Below are 21,670 nucleotides of genomic sequence, written 5' to 3' on the forward strand. Positions count from 1 at the left end.
GAATTTTAATGTTTTTAATTAAAACAAAAACGATGCTAAGTTAGCATCGTTTTTGAATATTTTATTTAACTTTCACTAATTTGTCTATAAATTCACGGTAACTGGTTTTTATTTTAATCTGATAGGTAGCTACGGCAAGTTCTGATAGGTCAAGTTTTACCTCGTGAGTACCTGCGCGAAGTTTCCGAGTAGTAGTATAAACTTTCTGCCCAATGCTATTATAGATAGTAAAGTCAATTTGGTCATCTTCCGGTAGTACGAGAGCTACATTCAGTTCATTTTCGGTTGGGTTTGGATATAGTATTGCTGAAAAAGCGTGTTCATCCGCAATGATAGCTTCCACAACATTAGAATAGCTAAATCTACCATCTAAATCAACTTGGCGTAACCGATAATAATAACGTACATTAGGTTTCACATTTAAGTCATCGTGGAAGTATTTTTGGGGTGCTGTTGTAGTTCCATGCCCATCTTTCCATGCTATCTTCGTAAAATGTGAACCATCTAAGCTGCGTTCTAAGTCAAAACCGGCATTATTAAATTCTGAAGAAGTTTCCCACGTAACTGCTATAAAGTTTGTTCTGGGAGCTGCCTGTAAGTCTAATAATACTACCGGTAGCGGGTCAGCAGATGGGTTTTCATTAAAATCCGAGAAAGAATTTAATCCGGAGCACATTGTATTTCCAGGAACAGACCCTGATATACAGCTTCCGCTTAGTGCCCATGTTCCCATTCCGGTTGGAGTTTTAGATAATGCAGAAGAAGTAGCTCCACCGGCATTATTAAAGTTGCGCCCACGTAAAGTTGCGTTATACACACCTGTGTATGAAGCATTTGGAATCAAAACTAATGCAGCATTGAATGGCTCTGCTGTCCACATTCCATTGTTTAGAGGCTGCATATTAAAGTTTGCTCCGCATGCTGATACTCCCAAAGCTGACGGTAGAGTCATATATTGCTTGAAATCAACCCGAATATTATCAGCATTATTGGTAGCTGTAAAGTTTAGAGTCATTAATTGGTATCCAACGCCACCAGCACCTTCATGGTCTAAGCCAACTGGGAAGTCATATTTACCTGTTGCAACCGTAGTCCGTCTCAAACTTCCTGCTACATAGGAGTTTATATTGTATCCCGAAATTGCAGAGGTATCACTATTCAATAAATATACTTCAGCAGCAGGAACAACTTTTATCCAGCCAGAGATAAAGGCTAAAATAGCTGTTGACTGAATGCGCATTGTTTGATTTACAATTATCTTCCGATTAGCTATACTTGGCGCAGTATTGTTAATAACTACATCCGGTAGATCGCCTGTTGCGGATATACCTTTATTATAGTTTTGAGTAACAGCTCCGGTAAATCTGATTTTTCCACCGGCAAGTGCTATAATTTGGCCATTATGGTTGAAATCACCACACACATTTAGTTCTGATTTATCGTCTTCAAAACGAAGTGAGTTTCCATTCTGAATTGTTATAGAATTACAAGCTGCAGCGGATGGGTTAAAACCAATTCTGGGGGGGTTATTTACAGGGTTTCCAACAGTATTGGGGATTATTACATTGGTTGCGCAAGATGGCACACAACCACCCCAGTTATTGGGGTCAATCCAGTTATTGGCTCCGGTAAGCCCGTTACCAGTCCAAGTTAATGTTCCAGGTGTAGCTGTTACGGTAGCTGTTACCGCTACACGAGGGCCTTCCGTACAACTCGGCATCTTTACAGAAACATACAAAGTAGCTGTGGTCATACCGGTTAGTAACGTATCATAGGTATTTACGAGGGAAGACTGCAATAAAGTGCCTCCTATATTTGCTGTGTACCAATTAAAGGATTCTACGGAAGCTTGAGGAGGATTCGTAACGGTCATGGTAACGATTCCCGGTGCGCAGGCAGTTCCATTAGCAATGGTAGGGCTGGTTTGGGTTGGGGTTACTACGACTTGTGTTCGTGGACTAACGCAACCGTTAGAGGAAACTGCTTCAACCCAGAAATTTTGTGGAATAGAAATCGTTGCAGCCGTTGTAAATGGCGTTCCTGTACCTATGTTGGTTCCTCCTGAGGCTGCATCCCACCAACGGTAAATTGCACCGGGATACTGTGTTTGTATCGCTGCATCGTTAGATACCGTCAATACAGCATTGCTACCCAAGCAAGGAGTAGTCGTTACTGTAACGGTAGGAGCTATCATCGGAACGCCCCAAACTACTATTGGCTGGCGATAAGGACTTGGGCAACCTTCGGAGCTTTGTGCCTCTATATAGTAAACGTTGGCTCCGGAAGCTATAGAAGGAATGGTATATGAATTTCCATTTTTAATAGAAGTTCCGCCGGTTAAAGTTGTGTACCAGTTGTAGGTTTCTCCTGCAGGCGTTACCGAACCAGGGAAACTGATGTACCATGAAATTACGGTGCCAACATCGCCTCCGGCGCGGTCGTAAACGACCAAACTCCAGTTACCGTTAGGTACAATAGTTCCTCCGCCAATAGCACCAAAAGTTGTTATTGTAGAAGCTGTGCAGCCACCATAAGTAGCTGTTTCCGGCCTATAAACTCCCGTGAATGGTGCTGATCCTGAAGATATAGCGGTTATGGCAGAGTCCGTAAACACAGTATTCGTATAGTTATCACCACTACCGCCACGTCTATTAGATAGTCCAAGACGTTGGCCGCCCGGCGTTACTAAGAACAACTCTAAATCGCCGTCCCATGTGTGGGTAAGGTTTACCATCACAGAAATTCTATCTGATGGTACTGCCGCACCCATTCCAGAAACCGTTATCGTGCTGGTAGCTCCCACGCAACTATTATCCGGTATCGCTGCCGGTAAACTGTTAAAGAACGTTCTGCCAGAACTAGTTACCGATGCCGTAAAAGAACCTCCTACACATGCCGGTACGTTCACCGTAACCGGAACTCCTGCACTCGGGTTTACCGTAATCGTTTTAGTCATAGTAGTTAAGGGACCACAACATTGAGACGTAGTAATTAACTGAACCGTAACCGTTTGAGGAGTAGCGTTAGCATTGGTAAAAGTAATGCCGGTTTGACCTGATGCAGGAGAGGTAATTTGAGCCGTAACACCTACAGGAGGGGAAGGTACAGACCACGCAAAAGAATACCCGGTAACGCCGTTATAGCGTACACTCGTAAAGGTAGCCGGCACACCCGGGCAAACTGCCGGAACATCTACCGAAATACTGTCATTAATAGGCGGATTAGTAGCCAACTGCTTGAAACCAGTATATGTTTGGGTTGCGGTAGTTTGGCCAGTCAGTGTAATATTATCCATGTGGCAATCATCCCCCCAAAGAGAGTTAAAGAGAAAACCTAAATAGAGAGTTGCTTGGCCATTGCAAGCAACCGGTAATGTAATTGTCTGGGTAGTCCAGCCGGTTGCAGCATTGTAACGATAATAGGTATTAATATTGGTAAAGGTAACTCCATCCGTTGAGTATTGAACAGTAACATTATCGTTACTACCGGGGTATCTGTTGTTTTGAAACCAATTAAAAGTTAACTGTAAGTTGGTATAGCCGGATGTGGAGAAGGAGCTGCTTCTAAGTCTGATAGCATCACCGTTTTCACAGGAATACGAGTTAAAGCGTAACATTCCTGTTCCTTGTGCGGGAGCGTAGCCACCCGGATTAACCGTTGTGCCGATATAATCAATTGCTGGCGCAGTTCCCCTCGGATTATTGGTTATGGTAGTAATCCAGCCACTGGGTGCTGCATCTAAGTTAGCACTTAATAATGTGTTTGTTGTAGTTGTGGTAATAACAGGGGACTTCCAGCCAAGTTGATTATATTTATATCGAGTAGCAATATTTACTGAATTAGACCCAAGTACCGGAGTTGTTAGCGAATCTCCGCCGCCCAAACTGTTCCATATTTGGGTAGAAAGTAAATTAAAGTTATTGGTTACCTGTGTGCAAGATTTGTTATCTGTTTGCAATACAGGCTGTGAAGTTAAGGCTGTGAAGTTGGTATAGGCAGTTATGGTTGCGGTATTTCCGGCTGCATTTAGGTCGCATAGTTGCCCAACAGTAGCTCCTGCTGCGGATCCGCCGGCTTGGCCGTTACCGCCGTTACTGCCATTACCGCCGTTACCGCCCCAGCCACCGTCGTCGCTGCCGTTAGTGCGAGTACCACCGATGCCAGCCGTACCTCCCAAAGCGGAAGTACCGGCTGCTAATGATCCATTAGCTGTTCCAGCATTGATAATACAGTCTGTTACATTGGCATTTGCTCCTTTGTTCCATGAGAATACGCCGAAGCTGGCACCGGCTGCTATGGCACCTTTTCCGCCGGTTCCTGCTTCACCGCCGCCGCCGCCGCCGGCACCGCCGTTACCTTCATCGGCGCAAGTACAGAAACAAGCCAAACAATCGCACCCTTGGTCTCTGGCACCGCCGCCGCCGCCGCCGCCGCCGGAACCATCTGCACCACTATCTCCGTTCGTACCATTAGTACCGTTTATAAAGTAACCGGCATAACTATATGCTGAACCGTTTGTTCCGGCAGAAGCCCCGTTAGCACCGGCTGCGGTAGCACCACCGCCATTACTACCTGCATTAGCTCCTCCTGTGTTGGTATTTGTGCAGGCACAGCAATTTCCTGAAAATGCATTATTTGTTGCTTTGGCACCGGCGGCACCTCCGGCTGGGCCTGCACCCGCACCACCATCTTGTCTTTGTGGGGTACCACTCGCATCAGTTCCGTTACCTCCGGCTCCACCGTCATTAACAGGGCTACTTCCTCGTGTACCGCCATTCATCCATGAGTTACTATAGCCATTTACCCCTGAATAATCTGTTGCAGCTTCACCATTCCAGCCTCTACCGCGCCCACGCACGCCATTCTCGCCGGGTACGCCGGGTGAGCCTGAGCCTACATTAAAAACACAACGGGTAATATCATAATCAGAAGATCCTTGTCCAATGTATATTCCATAGTTCGTGATGCGATAGCCATGTGTGCCTTCGGCAACATCTACGGTTAGGTCTTGAAGTCTAAAGTATTTTGCACCCGGAGAGGTTGTAAAAGCACTTACTCTTGGGCTTAGACCACTATTAACGGGTGTATATGGATTAGGTAGTAAGAGCATCCCAGTAGCTGTTCCAGGGTCACACAGGTTTGGAACTGGTATAGCACCAAAGGATAATATAGCCTCCATCACTTGCCCCCAGTCCACTGTAATATCTTTATCGTTTACAGTAATTGTCCAGTAGCCGTTTGGGTTTTGACCGGCGAATGCGGCAAAACTACCTGCTTGCGGTCTCCAAGAGCCTGTTATCATAGCTCCTGACCCCGGCCACGAAGCAGTGGTTCCACTGCCACCTGAGTTTACGAAAGTAACGTTAAAGCCAGCGGAGCTGCCTCCATTATCCCAAACAAGGTTCATTGTGGTGCCGACTGGTGATGTTAAGGTAATACGCATATCTGCGCAATAAGTATGTATAACCCGAAAAGCAAGGGTCATATTGGTTACGTCCAAACTGGTTGGCTGGCCATAGACGTATATTTTTTGAGTTATCGTGGCAATGTTGGTATTGGTAAAGTCATCACTGCCAAACATTGTACCGGGTCTCCATCCATAATAGGTTCGTGTAGAGGTACTTGATGAGTTTCTACGGATGATTCTGGTACCACGGTTGGGAAAAGCACCACTTGTTGAGGTAGATGATGTTTTGGTAGTAAAAGTGGAGTTGTAGCCACCTTCAACGGTCATAAAACTTGTTATATTAAGTGGTGCATCTATGGTATAGTCTCCTACCGCCATCTTGATAACAGCATCGGTACACTGGGCTGCGTTTACGGCAGAAACAATATCAGTGGGGCTGCTTGAAGAGAGTCCATTGCCACCGCCTGCTGTGGTTACATAATAAACGTTACAAGTTGGGGTTGGGGCTGCGCCTGTAGTAGTTACTTGCGTAGATGTTTCGTTACCTACGCAGCCAGTTGTTGTTGCTGTTACACGAACGTAGTAAGTTCCGGCTCCGGCATTTGCATAGGTAGAGGTAGCAACACCTGTATTTGTTTGAACAGAAGCCCCTCCCGGAGACATACTCCAGATAAAGGTATAGAGGTTATCGGCAGCACCGGTAGCAGCAGCTACTAAGTTTACCGTACCACCTGTACACAATTTTGGGTTTTTGGGAGAAACCGAAACTACCGGTGGCGGAACTATGCTAACAGCTTGGGTAACAGCAACAATACAAGTACCGTAGGTAATCGTTGCTGTATAATTGGTTGTAACAGATGGAGTTACATTATAGGTAGTTCCTGAGGGAGAGCCGCCGGGAGTTCCAGAGGCAGGAGACCATGATACCGTAGCACCAGCAGGAACATTGGTTAAGGTTAATGTAGTGTTGCTTCCTGAACAAATACTGGTTGTACCGGTAACGGTTATGTTTCCAAGTAGATTTACGCTTCCTATTGCGCCTGTCGTCATTTGAAATCCCGGATTACAAGCAGCTGCTAAGAGCGTATTACCGTCTGTTCCTGAAGCTAAGTTTAGTGTGTATGACCCGCTAACAGTGGGAGCAGTAAAAGTTAAATCTATGGCAGTTACTGATCCTGAACCAGGGCAGCCCACACCGGATGCTGCGGTAACAGTTGCTGAGCCGGGGCCGGTTAATGTAAAATCACTGCCATTAGAAGCTATAGACGAGCATTTTACCGGGCTGCTTAGGTTTACTCTAATGGTTCGAGAAGGTGAACAAGCAACGGAGGTAGAAGTAAAGGTTGGCATTGTGTGGGTAAAGGTAAATCCGGCAGTAGCTCCTACTGAAAAAGCATTTCCGCATTTGTCTAACAGGGTGTTGCCATCTGTGCCGACTTTTGAACTAATTGTGTAAGCACCGGTATTAATTTGGGAAGAAGCATCAATGGTTAAGATAATTTGACGAGTCCAGTTATTTCCTGAGCCGCACCCTACACCAACGGCACTCAAAATCGTTACTGAGCTGGGGCCGGTGATTGAAAAGTCAGAACCATTAGCAGCTATTGAGCTACAAAATACATCTTCATTAATATTAACTGTAATTTGATTTGTAGCGCAATTAAATACAGGAGGTAATGAGCCATTGTAGGCAGGTGGAGTATTATCGAAGATTTGGGCAGTTCCGTAGAAGTCTATTCGGTAGCCTGTTTGGTCTTGTGTGTAGTTATCTACAATAAGGGCATAAGTTGTTCCTGCGGTTACGTTAATTCCTGGCATCCAAGGGTTTCCGGCGGGGCCTTCATTTAGCGGGATGACTGGAGAAGTAGCTCCATTAGCAGGGCCGGGCGGGCTTTGGGGTGTGCGCAGGCCTGTAGTGCCGGGAGGTGCAGCAAAATTACAGCGTACCGGGGTAGCTCCCGGAACAGCCGAACATCCACCAATTGCCGTTAGGTTGTATAACGCAAAGTCATAGTCATACGTAGTAGAGATAGTAAAGCCAAAAGTACCACTGTTTTGTACCGTAAAAACGTACCAAACAGATTGACGTTCGCCGGCTAAGAGACATGTTCCCCCATTAAATTCTCGTGTAGAGCCATAACCTGTATAGGAGTTTGGCTGAATGTAATACTGATTACACACCTGAAGAGCACTTCTACAGTCTTGTTCCGGGCCGGTTACAAATGATGAAAAGTTACCCGGAAGTTTCACATTATCCGGTAAATTGTTTAAGCTATCTACTAAAGCCAGCTTCCTCTTTACCAAAACATCCAAATCTGTAACATTTCCGTTACGTTGCGCATAGAGTCCGTAAAAGCACGAACTTAGAAACACTGTCGCTAAAAGCAATCTGATTTTGTAAATCTGTTTCATAAAATTACCCTTAAAAAATTTATACCTACCGTAAATACTTAATAACACTTAAAGTATTCACGAACTTGCGAATTTATACAATTTTTTATTCTGCAAAAAGAAATATAATTATTTGGTAAAAAAAATAAAGTAAATCGCTTTTTATGAATTTTGGTTAGCAAAATTAGGCTTATAGTTCTGAAAGTATGAACTACAGTTTCATTATTAGAACATTATTGCAATTAAGAGGTTGTTTAAAATTTATTTTTTTATTCTGTTAAGCATAATTCTAATCATAGCTAAGTGCACAAAGCTTGTACTGCATTCGGGGTGGAATTCATAGTCATTAACCAATCTTCGTTGAAAACCAAGCCATCCAAAAGTTCGTTCAACTATCCATCTCTTGGGTAAGACATTAAATCCACTAATTCCTGCCACTTTTTTTACAATTTCCAAAGTGTAATTCAAACTTTTTAAAATCCATTCAGCTAAGTTACCGGTATAACCTTGATCTGCCAATATTTTTGTCAATCTAGGGTACTTATATCTTAATTCTTCAAGAACATATTTAGCTCCTTCTCTGTCCTGAATATCAGCGTTATGAATCACAATAGCTATAATAAATCCGAATGTGTCAGTAATAATATGTCTTTTTCTTCCTTTAATTTTCTTGTTTCCGTCATAACCGTTTGATAACGAGAAAGAACAAGTTTTAACAGTTTGACTATCAATTAATCCAAGACTTGGTGAAACATGTTTTCCTTTTTCCTTTCTTAACTTATCACGCAAAAAATCATGTATTTCTTCAATAAGCCCTTCTGCTGTCCATTTTCTGAAATAATAATAAACGAGTTGCCACTTAGGGAAATCTTTAGGCAGCAATCTCCATTGAACACCAGTTTTGGTGATGTACAATAATGCGTCTACAATACATCTTAAAGGATGCTTTCTTTTCCTGTTATCATTTACTATTTTTTCAATAGCTTCGTACTGAATATCAGTTAGGTTGGTTGGGTAGGCTTTCATACTTGCTTAATTATCTGATTAATAATCAGCAATATACAAATAAATATGTATTTAACCATGTGATATTAAATAATTTAACAATTTTTACACCATTTTTAAACAACCTCTAAGGTACAATGGCCTTTCAGTTTCTTAGGAAGGCAAGTAGTTCTCCTGACTAATTTCCTATTTCTAACTTGTAATGAGCTATTTGCAAGATTTACCTCTCTGGCTTAACCGCCTTTTTCTGTTCTTTATTCCGAACCATAGCTAAGCGGTTTAAGACAGGGTTATGCCCCCTCGTAAAAAATGTTTTTCTAAGGCACATAAAAAATATTATATTGCGAGCAGTTTTTACCAATTGTTATGAAACAATTATTATCCAAAGTTGCAGTTGCATTATTTGTGCTAAATGCGCTGTCTGGTTATAGCCAGCAGCGGTTGCGTTACATTCAAGAAGTGTTTGAGGGCGTTCGAGTAACCCCCAATGTTGTTTATGGAAGTAATATCCCTTATGCAAGTTCTTCCCCAGTAGATTTAAAGATGGATATTTACGAGCCTATTGGAGACACAGTTTCCAAGAGGCCATTAGTAATATTAGTACATTCCGGTAGTTTTATCAGCCCGGATATAACCGGAACTACCTACGGGCGCAAGACAGATAGTTGTATGGTAGAGTTGTGTAAGCGTTTTGCTCGTAGAGGCTGGGTCGCTGTATCTATGGATCACCGTTTGGGTTGGAATCCGTTAGCTGCTTCACAAGAGGCTCGTTCTAAGGGGATTATGCAAGCTGTTTGGCGGTCAATTCAAGATGGCCGTGCTTGCGTACGCTTTTTCCGCGCAAACGCCTCTACTTATCGTATAGATTCTGATAAAATCACGATGGGCGGTTCGTCATCAGGTGCTTACGTAGGCATTCACGTTGCTTATCTGAATAAATCCTCCGAAACGTTGCTCCCCAAATTTTTAGATGGATTAGGCGTTCCTTTTATTGATACCGTAGCCTTAGGGGGCGTAGAAGGAAATAGCGGAACACCTGGCTATCCTTCTAATATTCAATTAGTTTTTAACTTTGGCGGTGCTGTTGGAGATACCGTTGCTTTAGAGGCAACAGACGTTCCGGTGATTTCTTTGCATGGGGTTCAAGATCCCACCACGCCGTATGGAACTGCTGTGGTAACTACCGCCGGAACAGGTCAGCCCATCATTGAAGTAAGCGGTAGCTTAGACTTAAATAAAGCAGCTCAGCGTTTGGGAATACAAGCTCCCCTGATTAATGCCGGATTTAATGACCAGCCGGCAGCCGGGTTATACCCACTTAACGGAGTAGGTTTTGAACCATGGAATTGGCACTCAGCCTCTTCAACGGTCGGCGTAGATTCTGCTAAGAAATATTGCGATACGCTGATGAGTTTCTTCTTACCACGCTCTTTTAAAGTTCTGCACTTAGATAGCGTTATGATGGATGTCGTATCCGGGCGCCAACATGAAATCGCCGCAAACACTTGGTCAGTATTCCCAAATCCTGCAAACGACAAATTGTATGTTTCCCTTGAACAAGAAGCATTAACTATCCAAAAAATAGAATTGATTGATATTTCTGGAAAAATAGTTTATTCATACTATCCGGAGGCACATAGCCAAACACAAGTTATCTATCGAAATAACTTACCGGCAGGTATTTATACTTTACAAATCTATACTCCATCCGGCGTTGGAACACGGAAAATATCGTTCCAATAAAAAATCACTTACATAAAAAAAGCGCAACTTACCGGATTAAATTCCGGTAGGTTGCGCTTTTTAGTTTCAGATCAGTTTCAGGATTAGCATAAAACTGAAAAAAAAGGTAATTTTCTGGTTAGTCTTAGTAATTTTGCGGACTTTATGAATAGCAGTCAAATACGCAAAATATTTTTAGACTTTTTTGCCTCCAAAGGTCATCAAATTGTTCCCTCTGCTCCCTCCGTAAACCGAGATGACCCGACACTTCATTTCACTAATGCAGGGATGAATCAGTTTAAGTTGATTTTTACCGGCGACAAAGCCCCCGAACATCCCCGCGTAGCCAATACCCAAAAATGTATTCGCGTTTCCGGAAAACACAATGATTTAGAGGAAGTTGGCTACGATACTTACCACCACACTTTCTTTGAAATGCTTGGAAATTGGTCTTTTGGGGATTATTTTAAACCGGAAGCTATTGCTTGGAGTTGGGAGCTTATTACCCAAATATACAAAATCAATCCTGAAAAATTATACGTAACCGTTTTTGGCGGCGATGATTCAGAAGGCTTAGCGAGCGATAATGAAGCTATCGAGATATGGAAGCAATATTTACCTATTGATAGAATTTTAAAATTTTCTAAAAAAGATAATTTCTGGGAAATGGGCGACCAAGGCCCCTGCGGACCTTGTACCGAAATTCACATTGATTTAAGAAGTGATGAGGATATAGCCAAAGTACCCGGGCATCTCATGGTGAATATAGGACACCCGGAAGTAATAGAAATCTGGAATATCGTTTTTATTCAATTTAACAGAAAAGCAAATGGAAATCTGGAAGCACTGAGCAAAAAAAGCGTAGATACCGGAATGGGATTTGAACGGCTTTGTATGGTGCTGCAAAACAAAAAATCATCGTATGATTCCGATATTTTTTTACCCTTAAAAACGTTTTTAGAGGAAACTCTTGCTTGCCACTATGATAGGTCTGAGAAAGAATCTATTGCGATGCGAGTTGTAATGGACCATATTCGGATGATAACTTTTGCAATTGCAGACGGCCAATTACCCTCCAATACCGGTGCAGGTTACGTTATCAGAAGAATACTGCGCAGAGCCTCTCGGTACGGTTTTAGTTACTTAAATCAAAAAAGACCATTTTTACACCGTTTAGTGCCTATTTTGGCCGATCAATTTGCAGATATATTTCCAGAAGTTATTCAACAACAGGATTTTATCAAAAAAATTATTGAAGAAGAAGAGCAAAACTTCCTGAATCGTTTGGCTCGAGGCTCCCAGATGTTTGAAGAATATATGGAAAAAAACAGCCCACAAAAAGTTATTGAGGGTAGTTTTGCCTTTGAACTTTATGATACTTACGGATTTCCATTAGATTTAACCGAACTCATGGCCAAAGAAAATAATTGGTCAGTAGATCAAATTCAATTTCAACGGTTATTAGACGAGCAGAAAAATCGAAGTAAAGATGCAGCTTTTATACAAGTATCTGATTGGCAAGGGAATATAAAGCAAGCAGAAACAACTTTTGTGGGCTATGAGCAGCATTCTATTACCACCACTATTTTGCGCCATCGGCAAGTTAAAACAACAAAAGGCATTGAGTATCAGATAATTCTGGCAGAAACACCTTTTTATGCAGAAAGTGGTGGGCAAGTAGGCGATACCGGCACAATCGTTATTGGAAACCAGATTATCCATGTTTTAGATACGAAGAAAGAGTTAGACACTATTTTGCACATCACGGATTCCGTTCCTGCCCAAGAAGACCAAACCTGCATAGCAACTATTGATTCAGACCGTAGGGCAAAAATTAGTGCTAATCATTCTGCTACCCATCTGCTACACGCCGCTTTGCGAAAAGTGTTGGGCACACACGTAGAACAACGCGGCTCTTTTGTTTCAGATAAACTATTACGATTCGATTTTTCTCATTACAATAAACTCTCCAAAGAAGAAATAACCCAAGTAGAAACCTTTGTAAACCAAAGAATAGCCGATGCAATTATTTTAGAAGAACGCCGTAGCGTAGCTATGGAGGTTGCTAAAAACATGGGAGCTATTGCTCTTTTTGGGGAAAAATATGGAAATAGAGTTCGAGTTATCCGATTTGGGGCTGAGTTTTCAACAGAACTTTGCGGCGGATGCCATGTAAACAACACCCAAGAAATCCGTATCTTCAAGATAATCAGTGAATCCGCTATTGCAGCAGGCATCAGACGTATAGAGGCCGTTACACATGAAGAAGCCAGAAGCTGGTATGAAAATCAGTTAGAACAAATTGAACAAGTAAAAAACATTCTTGGCAATCCCCAACACCTTGAAAAAGCTATTCAAGATTTACAAAATCTAACCAAACGCCAGCAATTTCTTTTAGAAAATGCCCAACATGAATTGATGCTCCATGAGCGCGATAGATTATTAACCATTGCGCAAACAGCCCCTGTAGCATCTAAGTATCCGTTGGTTTTGGTTTCCCAAGAAACAAAGTTAAATACGGCTGATGCTGTAAAAAACCTTTGTTTTGAACTACGAAAAAATTCAAAGCAATCTGTATTCGTTATTGGCGCAGTCATTAACGAAAAACCGTTGTTGAGCATCGTATTTAGTGAAGATATTGTACCTACAACTGAATTAAGTGCCGTGCAGCTTGCAAAGGTATTATCCAAAGACATTCAAGGTGGCGGCGGCGGGCAGCCTTTTTATGCCACAGCCGGCGGGAAAAATATAGCCGGCATCCCAATAGCACTACAAAACGCCCACCAACTATGGTCTTAGCAAATCATATTGTTGGTATCATACCTGCCCGATACGCTTCCACAAGATTTCCCGGTAAACCGTTAGCCGATATTGCCGGAAAATCAATGATAGCGCGTGTCTATGAGCGTGCCTCTATGGCTACTACCCTAAATTACTTAGTGGTAGCTACTGATGACGAAAGAATAGCTCAAGCCGTAAAACAATTTGGAGGAAACTATATTTTCACAAACCCAAACCACCAAAGCGGTACAGATAGAATTATCGAGGTAATGCAGCATTTCCCAAATAGTACATATTTTATTAATATTCAAGGAGATGAACCTTTTATTAACCCGAAAGATATAGAACAAGTTGTTGGTATTTTGAAAGATACCAATAATCCTTGTGTCGCTACTTTGGCCAGCCCTATTCGAGATAGCCAAATGCTTTTCCAAGAAAATAGCGTTAAAGTAGTGTTAGATAAGCAGAAACAAGCACTTTATTTTAGCCGTTCTCCGATACCATTTTCCAAAGAACCCCAAAAATTAATGAGCCAAAATTTCTTTTTAAAACATATCGGCTTATATGGCTACCATAGAATTTCTTTGCAAGAAATTTCTCAACTCCCTGTAAGTGAATTAGAAAAAGCTGAATCCTTGGAGCAGTTGCGTTGGTTAGAGGCGGGTATTCCCATTCGTGTTGGTATCACAGAAAACTACAGTACGGCTATTGACGTGCCGGAAGATATACAACGAGCTATTTTAAACCATCAAAAAGAGCTATAAAGATTTATAAGTGAAGCGGGCAGTTCAAAAAACTGCCCGCTTCACTTATGTTATTTTGGTATTTATCGCAATAATACAACTGTACCGAAACGCTCTGTTGGATTTTCACCGGAAATAGAAGTTGCTTTTATATGATAAGTATAAACTCCTTCAGGGCAATCTACGCCATTGTTACGGCCATCCCAATACAATATTCCATTTCCAGCATTGGAAAACACCGGTAATCCCCATCGGTCATAAACCACGATAGTGTATTCATAACCAACATGAGAAATCATTAATTGGTCATTTTTAGTGTCTCCATTTGGCGTAAAGACATTAGGGATAAACAAGCCGCCGGCTTCTCTAACTATGACGAGAACAGAATCTGTTGATTCGCAACCATTTAGGTCATAGGTGCGCATACGCACAAGATATTCTCCGGGAACGGCATAGGTAAATGGTGGAGGTGTTTGATCTCTTGAATCAATAGTGCTATCTCCGTCTATCCACCATTCGTAAAGTTGGCCTGAGAGTGGGCTGCTGTTATTAAAGGTTACTGTTGTGTTCGGAAGTGTTACGTCATTGGGTTCTGCGTAGATTTGGGCTTCCGGCTGCTGGGCAACTTCATAAGCATTATCAATTCGGAAAGTATCGCTGCAACCTGAAGAAGAAGTTGCCACCAAAGTAATGTTATATGTTCCTACTTCCCAATTTGTAAACGTAGCATCTCTTGTAGTTAAGGTATCAGCAAAACCTTCTCTTAAACCGAAATCCCAAATATAGGTTGTGTTATTGTCTCCTCGCTCGTCTGTGGTATTGGTAACACTTACGATACCCGGCTTGCATATTTTCTCCTGATTTACAGTAAAGGAAGCACGTGGTCTGGCATTTACAAAAATGCTGAAACTTGTAGAGTCTTCACAAAGTCCATTATAGTTTTTGACTCGCAACTTAACAGTATATTGGCCTGTTTGCGTGTAAACATGAGAGGGTGAAGATTGTGTGCTGGTTGTTCCGTCTCCAAAATCCCAAAAACGCTGATAACCGCCGGAGCCGGCATCAAAAAATTCTACAGGAACATCTTCGCAGGGAATTTGATGTATTGCAATCACGGCAGTGGGTTTTTCAAAAACCTGTACAATGCTGTACTTTACAACAGTGTCAGCAAAAAACCGGTTAGATGCCCGTACAGTTACGGAATAGGAACCCGGGGCGTATGTATGGCTTATCGTTAAATTAGTAGTAGAGTCAGAGGCTCCGTCCCCAAAATCCCAATGATAAATAGTAGGGTTCCCGAACAACACTTGTGCCGTAAAATTAACGGTTAAACTTCCACACTCTTGTGTAGGGGCAAAAGTAAAATCAACGGCTAACGGCTGCGGAGTTACGGCATAAAGAGTTCTGGTAATTGTATCACGGCATCCTTGCATATTTTGAACAATTACCGTTATGGTGTAAGTCCCCTCTGTTCCATAACTCGTTGTAGAACTCACAATAGTATCCGAAGTGGTAAATTGGTTCGTTAAACTATTTCCAAAGTTCCAGAAATACGTTAGGGATTGGTTTGGATTTCCGTCAGAAGCTACAAAGGTGGTTATTGTTACGGGGTTTCCAATTACTACTGTATCTGGGGCTTGCAGCGCATGAATATCTGGTTTGGGTAAAATTCCGTAAGCCGGCGTTGCAGTTACAGAATCTACGGTAAGGCAAGGATAATCCGGTATCATGGTTACAGTTACTACATCGCCGTTTTGCAAGTCGGTGGCTGTAAATCCGGCACCATGTGGCTGTCCGGGATAAGGAACTCCATTTTTCTTCCAGATAAAAATTGGATTAGCACCGCCATTAACGATGGAGGTTATCTGAAAATTAACAGGTACACCGGGGCAATTCGCCGGATTAGTGGCTATAGCAACAACATCAGGAGTCAGTGTTGGAACAATATACAACCGCATAGTATCTGCTAACGACCAGCCACAGCAAGGAGTTTCAACTTGTAAGGTTACTACATAGGTTCCTACATTACTTAAAGAAGGCAAAGAAAGGTTAGCATTAGTTCCAGAAAAAGAAAATCCATTTGGGCCAGAAACTTGCCAGTTATAGTTAAGTGCGTTGGGATATACGACATTTAGCTGTGGGGACGCGCCTGCGCAGAAAGTATCACGGCTGGTAGGGTTCTGTATGTTTGGTAGTGGGTTTGGCAACCCAATTTGAACAAACGCTGTGTATCGAAATGTAATTCCGTTATAGTTTATGACGATATTTTTCTCTCCATTGGTAGTGAAATAGGTTTCTACTGTATCTCCAAATGCGAAAGCGGGTCTTGCGTTGCCGTCAAATCTCCATTCAATAATATCTGATGGCAAACTATTGGGGAATATGCAGATTACTTTTGCGTTTTGGCATACGGAATTTGACACGATGATAATTGGTTCTACGGGTGAACGTAAGGACATTGTATTTACGGGTTGGCCTCCATTTACGATGTCTTGGTATAGTGAGTATGTTGCTCCGTTGGCACCATTGCCGCCGTTGCCGCCTTTACCGCCATTGCCGCCTTTACCGCCATTGCCGCCTTTACCGCCTTCACAGCCTGAACCGCTAGAACCAACGGTAGTGCCGTCAAAGCCGCCGGTTCCGCCGGTTCCGCCATTACCGCCGCCAGTGCCCAATGCTGCAGTGCCCCCGATACCAGGTAACCCAGAAACTAATTGGCAGTCTCTGATAAAACCATTTTGCCCATTATTCCAGACAAATACCGAAAATGATGAGCCGCCGCCGGTTCCGGCTTTTCCGCCAAAGCCGCCTTGGCCACCTTCACCGCCGCCGCCGCCGCCAGCACCATGGCTGTTGTAAGTACCAACATTTACTGTGGTTATGATAATATCAATAGACTCTGGTATTAGGCCAATAGAACCGCCGCCGCCGCCGCCGCCGCCGCCGGCACCGGGTAAGCCATTTTGACCATCTGAGCCATCACCAGGCATAAAATATCCTCCTAAAAATTGATTATAACCGGAATTACCATTTGTTCCCGGATAGCCGTCTGCTCCGTCTCCCCCATCTTTGCCAGTGTTAATGGCATCATTGGATGGGCAAACCGTAAAGTATGTAGCTAAGTTTCCTAAGAAATTTGCCACTTCGGTAGCTGATAGCTGAACAGGGCATACATAATCATGTCTTCCGCCGTTTCCTCCGTATCCGGGTGTTGTGCCTCCGGTACCAATTCCGGGGTTTCCAACAAAGCCATCTTGGGCTATCGCCGGAGGGTCACATAAGCCGGAAAGTGGAGCATTGGTTCTACCCAAACCAATACCACCATTACCACCGTCGCCCCCACGATTAGTGCCTACTGACCATGAAACACCGCCGGCACCGGCACCGTTATTTTGATTTGGATTAGAGCCGGCACATCTCCGGCAACCTAATTGCCCATTACCACCTGCAACGCCATTAGCAGCCACTGGTGTTACTACCCCATTCTGACCATCAGAAGCATTACCGGCTTCAATATAACAACGGGAAAAATCATAATTCTGGCAATTATTTAGATACACGCCATAAGTGGACATCCCGTTTCCCGTTGCATTGGCTACATAAATATCTATATCACGTACCGAAAAATCTTTTTTTCCAATGCATTCAAAAGCGACCAATCGGCTGGGGTTTGTTTGAGGATTTTGAGCTGTTCGTAAAATCTTAGTTACTAAATTTGATTTTTTCTCCCAATTCAAAGGATCATAATCTCCATCTAATATCAAAGAGTCTTGCATCACAATCGGATTATTGATTGTATAGTTTCCAGATGCTAAACGAATGATTGTAAACCCATTAGATGAGTTTGCTGTAGTTAATGCTGTTGCTAAACTGGCCGGATCTATTTGTGTACCAACGCCTGTACCCGTTGGAGTTACGTAAACTATCTCCGATGAAGGCGTAGTAATACCGCAATTCTGCGCTTGGGTATTCCAAGTATTAACCCAAAATAACGTTAGTAATATGCAGCTAATCCTAAAAAGCCTATTTCGTAATATCATTTGATTGTTTTTTAATGTTGAATATGTATCAGTTTAGCTGAATGTTGTTGTTTATCTGTTTGAATAAGCAGTAAGTATAGCCCGTCAGGGAGATTTTCGGGAGTAGTATAGTGAACGGTATGGCTACCGGGCTGAATATTTTCCGAAAAAACGGTAGCAATACGCTTCCCCGTCATTTCGGCTAAATCTATCTTTAACGAAGTAGTGCGCTCTGCCGTAAGTCTTATATCAAAAAAAGAAGAAAATGGATTTGGATAAACATGATTGATAATAAGTCCGTTACTATTCAATAATTCCTCTCTATCTAAAGTCTGACGAACAATACTTTCTTTTGTAATGGTATCTGAACATCCAAATTCATTGGTAACGATTAGCTTTACGGTATAAGTTCCCATATTTTCATAGATATGGAATGGGTTTGGTTCAGTTGAAGAATTGTTGATAGAAGCAGTATCTCCGAAATTCCAAAGCCATTGACGGGCACCAAATGATGTATTGGCAAAAAATGCCGTATCTTCTGCGTGCCATAAGATGCTTGGCGTAACCCTAAAATCTGCAGTTGGCTTCGGATATACTACAACTTGTTGAATTACAGTATCTTGATTTACACCTCCAATACTAATGAGTTTAACCTTATAGACACCGGGGCTTGTAAAGCGGAAAGTATGTATCGGTGAAGGCTCTGTGGTAGCAAGTGAACCGTCCCCAAAATCCCACAAATAACTGATTGCATATAAACTACGATTATCAAAAGCAACATTCAGCGGTTCGCAGCCGGAAACTATCGAAGGAACAAAACTCGCAATCGTGCTGAATTGAACTTGAATTGTAGTAGAGTCTGTTACGCTTTCACAGCCGTTAGCATCACGAATTTTAAGTTTTATGTGGTAAGTTCCGGGTGCTGAAAATAGTGTTGATGTATTTGAACCGGTTCCACCCGACCCGTTTCCGAAATCCCAGAAAAAGGTGTATGGAGGTACTCCGCCTGAAGCACTTGCACTTATTGGAATTACTGTATTAGGTGTGGTAAACGCCGGTACTGAAATCGAACCTGCCGTAATTGTAGGACGATTGTAAACAATTACCGTAAGTGGATTGGAATATGCGGTTTGGCCACCTGCACAGTTGAGGGTTGATAAAACAGCACAAGTAACGGTATCTCCGTTTGATAAATTATTCACGATAAGAAGCGGCCCATTAGCATTAGGAAGATTTGCTCCGTTAATACTCCAAGTATAAGTTGGTGAAACTCCCGCATTTGATGCCGTTGCAGCAAATCGTAATACATCTCCGGAACAAGCCGTTAATACTTGATTAACAGCTTCTATTGAAACTGCTGGGATTGGTGTAGGGCGAACCGTTACAGAAAAAGTATCTACATCAGAAAAACCGCAGCAGTCGGTGTTTAGCTTTAAGGTAACTTTATAGTTACCGGGTGTCATAAACGGAATATTGTTAATCGTTTGAAGGTTAGCTCCTGACTGTGCCGGTGCAGCACCTCCAAAATCCCAATAATAAACATTTGCAGATAAACTTGACGAGAAGTTTGGAGATTGCCCCTGACAAATACTTGAATCCGTTGAGATAATAACAGGGTCAGGTGTTCCGGGTAAGCGGATGTCTAAAAATTCATTATAAGTAAATGATTCTCCATTTACGACTACTGTTATTGTTTTTCTTCCTGTAAGGTTATATTCTACGAATACGGAGTCTCCGTTTGCTGATGTTGGGTTTGCTCCAACGCCAAAGAACCATACAACGCTGCCGCTGGTTCTAACTTTTGCGTTCACTTTTGTGCCGGTGCATCCTCCTGATTCGAGATAGATGACGGGTTCATTATCTTTTTTAAGTCGTTGCACAGTTATTGGTTGTCCGGCTACATATAATGTATCTGCTATTCCGTTTCCGCCGTTTCCGCCATTTCCGCCGTTTCCGCCTTTGCCTCCGGGTGCTCCGCTGCCGCCGGCACCGATGTCGCAGGGGCTATCTGGTACGTTTATTGGTCCACCGATACCGCCGTAGCCGCCTTTACCGCCTCTGCCGCCTGGTCCTCCACTGCCGCCGAAGCCGGGCTGGCCTGCTTGCAGTTTGCAATCACGGAAAAAACCATTAGCGCCATTATTTGCTACATAGACGGCAAAGGATCCGCCGCCGCCTTGTCCGCCTTGCCCGCCCTGTCCGCCTTGTCCACCTTCGCCGCCGCCACCGCCGCCGGCACCCGATCCGCCGGTATTACCTACGCATAACATACCTCCTTGGCTTCCGCCGCCGCCGCCGCCGCCGCCGCCGCCGCCAGAAGTACCGGCAACCCCAGTAGATCCATCACCATTCTGAAAAAAGCCGCTATTATGGGAATAATTGCCATTCGCTCCGCCGCTTCCATTCGTTCCATTTACGCCGGCCTTACCATCTTTGCCATTATAGCCTTCATTACCTTGGTTGGAACAACCCAAAGAAACCAGAGGCTCTTTATTTCCGAGTCCTTTTATTCCGCCGCAACCATTGCCGGAGGGGCAAGAAGGCGAGGCGTTTCCGGTTCCGTCATTACCCGGATTGCCGTCATTGGTGCAAACTCTTGTACAGAGGCTGAATACACAAGAGCAGTTACAACCGCCTTTGTCTCCGCCTTTTCCTCCTGCTCCACCTCTATTGGCACCGCCTGACCAGCCATTTCCGGCGGATCCTCCTAAGTTATTGCCGGAACCGTCTTCGCTGCCGTCTTGTCCGTTTTGACCATCTGCACCGCCTGAACCGTTTGTACCAATTTGGCCGGAAATTCCGTTAGCCCCATTTCCCGCAACTACTTTGCATCTGTTAAATGTATAGTTAGAGCATCCATTTAGATAAACACCATAAACAGAAACACCTCTTCCCATCGGAGTCGCATCTTGAACATAGATTTCTACATCTTGAATTCGGATAGATTTTCTATTTGATGCTGAAATAGCTATAATTCTATTGGGGTTTGAAGCCATATTAGAAGTATCTCGCAAAACACGGGTAGCCCGAACGTTGGTTTTTGCCCAATTCAATGTAGGGTCAAAGCCTCCTTCAAAGGTCATACTATCATTTAGCGGAAAAGTGTTATGCAAAATATAATCCCCAACGGCTAAAAATATTTTTCTGATAGAGCTGTTCATCAGTGAATTTACCGCGTAGTTAATTTCTGCCGGGTTATTTCGTGTTCCGGCTATGCCCGATGTAGCACCATTAGGAGCTACATAAATAACGGAGCACTGCTGCGCGTTTACTTGTGTTGTGAAAGCCAACCACAATAAACATCCAAAAATAAGTAAGAAGTATCGCCTCATTTGTAATTTTAAACTCAACTATTGAAACCGCGTAAAAATACAAACAAACTGTTTTTAGTTCTCACAAAAAACTTTTTTAGTCAAAATTCCTTAGTTGAGTGGAGTTTTTTTTCTCATTCTTAGTGATTTTTTGGGTTCTGGCGAAAATTATACCAATCACAAAAACAATATAACCTAAATTTGTTAATTTAGAGAAAAAACAAAAAAGAATAAATTGAGCCTGTTGCACGACAAAAAGAATAAAAATATTTAACTATTTGATTTTGAATT

At 42.9% G+C, this 21,670-nt stretch carries 7 protein-coding genes; 3 read left to right on the plus strand and 4 right to left on the minus strand.

The genetic code is table 11. From position 1 onward, the window contains the following. Window positions 1-61: 61 nt before the first annotated feature. On the minus strand, window positions 62-7,819 hold the full coding sequence (locus tag LC115_13350; protein MCZ2357655.1) for a proprotein convertase P-domain-containing protein: 7,758 nt from the start codon (window positions 7,817-7,819) through the stop codon (window positions 62-64). A 240-nt stretch (window positions 7,820-8,059) separates the two neighbouring features. Further along, complete coding sequence (locus LC115_13355) at window positions 8,060-8,824, minus strand: IS5 family transposase (GenBank protein MCZ2357656.1); 765 nt, start codon at window positions 8,822-8,824, stop codon at window positions 8,060-8,062. Between the two features lie 345 nt (window positions 8,825-9,169). On the opposite strand from LC115_13355, the gene LC115_13360 reads away from it, so the two are divergent. From LC115_13360 to kdsB, 3 genes are all read left to right on the plus strand, one after another. After that, window positions 9,170-10,546, plus strand: coding sequence for a T9SS type A sorting domain-containing protein (locus LC115_13360; GenBank protein MCZ2357657.1), 1,377 nt, complete (start codon window positions 9,170-9,172; stop codon window positions 10,544-10,546). Between the two features lie 144 nt (window positions 10,547-10,690). Continuing rightward, complete coding sequence (alaS, locus tag LC115_13365; protein ID MCZ2357658.1) at window positions 10,691-13,324, plus strand: alanine--tRNA ligase; 2,634 nt, start codon at window positions 10,691-10,693, stop codon at window positions 13,322-13,324. Next, a complete protein-coding gene (kdsB, locus tag LC115_13370; GenBank protein MCZ2357659.1) occupies window positions 13,315-14,070 on the plus strand; it encodes a 3-deoxy-manno-octulosonate cytidylyltransferase in 756 nt (251 codons plus the stop codon). The genes alaS and kdsB overlap by 10 nt, the downstream gene beginning before the upstream one ends. Window positions 14,071-14,132: 62 nt before the next feature. On the opposite strand, the gene LC115_13375 is transcribed toward kdsB, so the two are convergent. After that, a complete protein-coding gene (locus LC115_13375) occupies window positions 14,133-15,779 on the minus strand; it encodes a PKD domain-containing protein (GenBank protein MCZ2357660.1) in 1,647 nt (548 codons plus the stop codon). A gap of 2,321 nt (window positions 15,780-18,100) precedes the next feature. Then, on the minus strand, window positions 18,101-19,531 hold the full coding sequence (locus tag LC115_13380) for a PKD domain-containing protein (protein ID MCZ2357661.1): 1,431 nt from the start codon (window positions 19,529-19,531) through the stop codon (window positions 18,101-18,103). Between the last annotated feature and the right edge of the window lie 2,139 nt (window positions 19,532-21,670).

The organism is Bacteroidia bacterium, assembly GCA_026932145.1.
Classification (GTDB): domain Bacteria; phylum Bacteroidota; class Bacteroidia; order J057; family JAIXKT01; genus JAIXKT01.

What these genes read in the sequence shown, in the direction of transcription:
- LC115_13360 (MCZ2357657.1), top strand. Translation starts at nt 9,170, where the DNA reads ATGAAACAATTATTATCCAAAGTTGCAGTTGCATTATTTGTGCTAAAT.
- LC115_13350 (MCZ2357655.1), bottom strand. Translation starts at nt 7,819, where the DNA reads ATGAAACAGATTTACAAAATCAGATTGCTTTTAGCGACAGTGTTTCTA.
- LC115_13355 (MCZ2357656.1), bottom strand. Translation starts at nt 8,824, where the DNA reads ATGAAAGCCTACCCAACCAACCTAACTGATATTCAGTACGAAGCTATT.
- LC115_13375 (MCZ2357660.1), bottom strand. Translation starts at nt 15,779, where the DNA reads ATGATACCGGATTATCCTTGCCTTACCGTAGATTCTGTAACTGCAACG.
- kdsB (MCZ2357659.1), top strand. Translation starts at nt 13,315, where the DNA reads ATGGTCTTAGCAAATCATATTGTTGGTATCATACCTGCCCGATACGCT.
- LC115_13380 (MCZ2357661.1), bottom strand. Translation starts at nt 19,531, where the DNA reads ATGACACCCGGTAACTATAAAGTTACCTTAAAGCTAAACACCGACTGC.
- alaS (MCZ2357658.1), top strand. Translation starts at nt 10,691, where the DNA reads ATGAATAGCAGTCAAATACGCAAAATATTTTTAGACTTTTTTGCCTCC.